The organism is Myxococcus vastator, assembly GCF_010894475.1.
In the GTDB taxonomy this organism is placed as follows: domain Bacteria; phylum Myxococcota; class Myxococcia; order Myxococcales; family Myxococcaceae; genus Myxococcus; species Myxococcus vastator.
The window spans coordinates 1-4,814 of record NZ_JAAIYB010000556.1; the positions used below are offsets into that span (position 1 = coordinate 1).

Here is a 4,814-nt window from a genome sequence, read left to right on the forward strand (position 1 = left end):
CCCCGGCAGCATGCCAATGGACAGCACCGAGCCGCCCACCAGCTCCGCGGCGTGGTCCATCGCCTGCCCCAGCTCCGACGGCTTGGGCGGAATGCGCGGGGTGAAGAGCGTCTCGCAGTCCACGACGATGGGGGCATCCCCATGGGCGATGACGTTCTCCGAATGCAGGTCGCTGCCACCCAGCAGCCGCATGACCGCCAGCCAGTGGCCAATGCCCCGATAGAAGCCGCGGAGCGCCTCGTCACCCGAGGCATACTCGTGCGGGACGAACTCGGCCCAGCCATGCGTTCCCCGCTCCACCACCTCCGGGACGCGAATGGACAGGGGGCCGTCGTGCCGCGCCTTCAGCTCCGAGAGGAACCGCCCCAGCGTCGCGTCAATGGCCACCGAGCGCGGCTTGTAGACCAGCCGCTCGGCGCCACACTGGAGCAGCGCCACCGTCTGGCCGCCCCGGTGACTGTCTCCCGCCCCGAAGGACAGGCCCGTCAGCTCGCCCACCGCCCTGCCCTGGCACAACACGCCCAGCGCAGGGCGGTCCTGGGTCCAGCGCTCCGCGAAGCGCAGCGAGGCCTCCGCGCGGTTGCGCAGGATGCACTCCACGCGCGGCGGCATCGTCGGGTAGTTGGTCGCTTGCGCATCCCAGAAGGCGCGCCGCGAGGAGAGCTCCAGGAACTCCGCCCAGCGCCCCTCGGGATCCGGGCTGGTCAGCCGCCCCGTCACCCGCGCGGCGTTCAACTCCAACACAAGCAGCCGCCCCAGCTTGAGGGTGAGCTGCACATACAGGGATTCGCGCGTCGCGGAGAGAACGACGTCGCGCTCACTCGAAGCGAGCCCAGCAACCCGGTCAAGCCGGGATGCCAGCTCCTCCATCACAGGCAGGAGCAGGCACCCCAGCGAGGCATCGAAGTTGCTGGCGTCCATGTCAGACGCCATGGGATTCAGCTCAGCAGCACAAACGGGTCTGCGACCCCGAGCAACCCGTGCCACAGCGACCGGAGATGACGATGGTCTCGTGGACGATGTCCGACTCGGTGAACTCACCACCGATGAAGAGCGGCCCCGCGGGGTTGCTCTTGTCGGCGTTGTTGCGCCACTGATCCACCAGCTCGGTTCCCTGAACGCTCTCGTTCATGACGTGTCTCCTGGTTACGGTTGACGGACGCGTCGAACAGAATGCCAGACAGCAGGGCGGCCTCCTGTCGACCCGGAAACGCTACTCCCTGCTTTCAAGCCAAAGCAAGGTTGCCAGGACCGAAAAGAAAAAGAGACGCCACACGTAATGCCTCAATCCTCGTGGCGAACAGCAATACCTGCTCAGTCGCGTGCGAGCGACTGACGCGGCGCGCCTGGACTTCTTGCGCGCCTCGCCGACCGCCCCGCGTGGAGGGCATGGGGCGTACCGACCCGCCGAATCCAGGAAGGGCCCCCGCGCGACGGGGCACGTGCACGGCCGCCTGCCGCTCCCCCCTCTGTCACTTCGGCTCACGTTCTACTTGGGGCGATCTTCAGAGACATGCATTGGGTTCAAGAGGAAGCCATGGAAAACAATGGGTTGAAGCCATTCACATTTCACCGGCACGACCGCCCTGAAGTGGCCGCGGCGCTCCGGCCACTCAGGGGCCTGGCCCCCTCTCCAACACGAGACGCGCCCAGCCTCGCTTCGCTCGACGCGGAGACCGCTGCACGGCGCTACCTCGACAGCGCCTTCGCCAGCACCCAGCTCCCGAGCTTCTCGCCGATGACGGTCCACGACCTCCAGAACGAGTTCCGGACCCTCGGCGCCGAAGCGCTCCCCCTCACTGAGACGACCACGGTGAAGTTCCGGCAGCTCTTCGGGAACATCCCCGTCTATGGCTCGCTGGTGACCATCGAGCTGGACGAGAACAACGAGCTGCTCGCCATCCACTCTTCACTCGGGCAGCCCTCCGGAGTGGAGCCGGTGGCGAAGCGCTCCCCGGCGCAGGCCATGGAAGTGGTCGCCAGGCTGGCTGGGTACACGAACGGCTCGCTCAACGCCGTGCCCAGCCTCCAGTACTACTTCGACCCAGGACAGGAGCGCTGGCACCTCGCCTACGTCATCGAGAATGTGCTGAGCCGACAGCGGCAAGGCCCGCGCGCCCCCGCCCTCTTCGACTACGTGGTGGACGCGCATACGGGCGCGCTGGTCGCCGCGCTGCCGCGCACGCAGCACATGGAGTTCACGGAGCCCGGTGCCTCCGAACCGGGGCGGCGCCGCCGCCGTGCGGCGCCGCCGGACTTCCCGGACACGGGCTGCGCGGCGACTGCGGCGGATGAGCTCGGCCGACTGCGCGAGTTCCGGTGCAAACAGGACCAGGAGCGAAGCCTGCTCGTGGACGAGGACCTCAACATCCACACACACGACGCACGCTTCCAAGACCTCGCGCTCGGCGGCGACGCATTCCCGGGCGACTACGTCACCCTGCCGCCCAATCCCTGGCCCGCCGCGGGAGTCAGCGCCCATGCCAACGCCGCGGAGGTGGCTCGGTTCCTGCGGAGCATCCTCAAGCGCAACGGCCTCGACAACCGAGGGGGCCGCATCACCTCCTCCATCAACTGCTGCTACGGGGGCGAAGGCGAAGGACGCGAATGGCGCAACGCCGCGTGGATTGGCACCCAGATGGTGTACGGCCAGCGCATGCAGGAAGGCAGGCTCGTCTCGTATGCCTCCGCGCTCGACGTGGTTGCCCATGAAATCCTCCATGGACTCACGGACCACACCGCGCGCCTTCGGTACTCGGGGGAGACTGGCGCGCTCAACGAGTCCTACTCGGACATCTTCGGCATCATCATCTCGAACTTCCGCGAGCCAGACGTCGGCAGGTGGAACTGGGAGATGGGTGAGGCGCTGGATGAGACCGGCCTGCCCATCAGAGACCTGCGCTCACCCAGGCGCTGCGGCCAACCGGAGCACATGGATGACTACCGGATGCTTCCGTCTGACGCAGCGCACGACTGGGGCGGCGTCCACGTCAACAGCGGCATCCACAACCGCGTGGCCTACCTCCTGTTGACCGCCGCTGACGCCGCGGGACAGCCGCCGCTCCTGAAGCCGCGGGAGGTCGCCGCCCTCTTCTACCTGACGCTCACGCAGTACCTCTCCTACACCTCCACCTTCAGCGACAGCCGGCGTGGCATGGCGGCCTCCGCGCGAAGCCTCTTCCGTGATGACCCGGCGCTCGAAGCGAAGCTTCAAGCCATCGCGCGTGCCTTCGACGCGGTCGGCATCGCGTCCACGGTGCCGCCAGATGCGTTCGAAGCCGAGGAGGAGGCGCCCCCCTCCTCGCCCCGCGCGCTCGAGGCACGGGACATGACGGTCATCAGCGTCGCGCCCAAGCTGCTCATCCCCTACTCGCCGGACTTCCTGGGCGACGGGTTCGAAGTCCCGCTCCCCCAGCTGACTGGCCGCACGTTCGACGACGCCTTCTCGGGTGGCCAGGTGGTGGACTACGTCCACTTCTCCCTGGCACTGCATGAGCGTCGCCGCGTGGCCCTCTACACCGCATGCAACATCGACGCTGCGCAGATGGTACGGCTGGGGCGCCAAGGGCTGCCGTGGAGGTTGGACCCCCGAATCCCAGCGAAGGTGCAATTGGGGCCCGCCTACTACGCAGGCAACGAATGGGACCGGGGCCACCTCGTCCGCCGGCAGGACCCCATCTGGGGCACGGTGACTGAAGCGCGCCGGGCCAATGAAGCCACCTTCTACTTCACCAACGCCGCCCCCCAACATGCCAACTTCAACCAGGATGAGTGGCTCGTGCTGGAGGACTGGGTGCTCGAGCGGGCCGCCGACTTCGCCTACCGGCTGTGCGTTTTCACGGGCCCCGTGCTGAGCGACGATGACCCGCCGCTCCGTGATGCGCAGATTCCAGCGGGCTTCTGGAAGGTCGTGGTCCTTCGCGACGTCACCGCGGGAGGCGCCGACCTTTCCGTGGTCGCGTTCTTCATGAAGCAGACCGAAATGTTGCGCGACAAGCTCGGAAAGAAACTGCTGCGGCTCAAGCGCTACCAGGTCACGCTGTCGGCCATCGAAGACTGGACGGGCTTGGACTTCGGCGCGCTGAAGGATGCGGACGAACTGGCATGGACGCCATTCGCCCTGCGCGCCGCCAGGCCCGCTGAGGCCTACCGGCTCCTGACCGGCCCGCAGGACCTCGTCTTCAGCGGCAACCAACGCCGCGCCGCGGGCCGACGCATCCTCCCACAGCGGTTCCCCAGCGCACCTCCAGGGCTGGGGGCGTCGGTGCACTGAAGTCTCCAGGTGGATGAAAGGACGGTGCGCCTTTCAAGCGAAGGCGCGTCGCCAGGGACGCATCGGCTACCAGCGCCCGCTCGAACCACCACCCGACGAGCGCCCACCGCTCGAGGAGCTGCTCCGGCTGGACGAACTCGACGACGTGGACCGCGTGAGCTTCGGCGTCGAGTGACGGGACTTCGCTGTGTGGTGACAGTGCTTGCAACGCACCGTGACTTCAATCAACCCGCCGCTGGAGTACGTCGCGCTGCGAATCGTCCGGCTCGTCTTGGTCGCGGTCACATAACGGCACTTCATGCACCGGACATGACGTGTGAAGAGCGTGCCATAGCGCTCCACCACCGCGTCGTCGCATGGCTCACACCACCACACGTCGTAGTCCACCGAGCCCAACTGCTCCTCATGGGCCTGCCCTGGCTCCAGGTGGACATCGTCGGCCGCCTCATCGAGCCGCGTCCTCGGGTTGCTACACTTCTTGCACCGGCGCGGTCTGCGCCGAAGCAGCGCCCGGCCCGCCACCCCCAGCGCTCCCACGAGT

4 protein-coding genes are annotated in these 4,814 nt (G+C 67.5%); 2 read left to right on the forward strand and 2 right to left on the reverse strand.

Annotation, left to right across the window (positions count from 1 at the left end; genetic code table 11):
- Positions 1 to 933 (reverse strand): DUF4135 domain-containing protein (locus tag G4D87_RS33700; protein ID WP_163786785.1); only part of this gene is annotated, 933 nt, incomplete at its 3' end.
- Between the two features lie 10 nt (positions 934 to 943).
- Entirely contained in the window at positions 944 to 1,132 is a 189-nt protein-coding gene (locus G4D87_RS33705) for a DUF6229 family protein (protein ID WP_163786786.1), read from the reverse strand.
- A 606-nt stretch (positions 1,133 to 1,738) separates the two neighbouring features.
- On the opposite strand from G4D87_RS33705, the gene G4D87_RS33710 reads away from it, so the two are divergent.
- Both G4D87_RS33710 and G4D87_RS39075 read left to right on the forward strand, forming a co-directional pair.
- Positions 1,739 to 4,273, forward strand: coding sequence for a DNA/RNA non-specific endonuclease (locus G4D87_RS33710; protein ID WP_163786787.1), 2,535 nt, complete (start codon positions 1,739 to 1,741; stop codon positions 4,271 to 4,273).
- Between the two features lie 13 nt (positions 4,274 to 4,286).
- Complete coding sequence (locus tag G4D87_RS39075; RefSeq protein WP_205507819.1) at positions 4,287 to 4,448, forward strand: hypothetical protein; 162 nt, start codon at positions 4,287 to 4,289, stop codon at positions 4,446 to 4,448.
- Positions 4,449 to 4,814 lie beyond the last annotated feature (366 nt).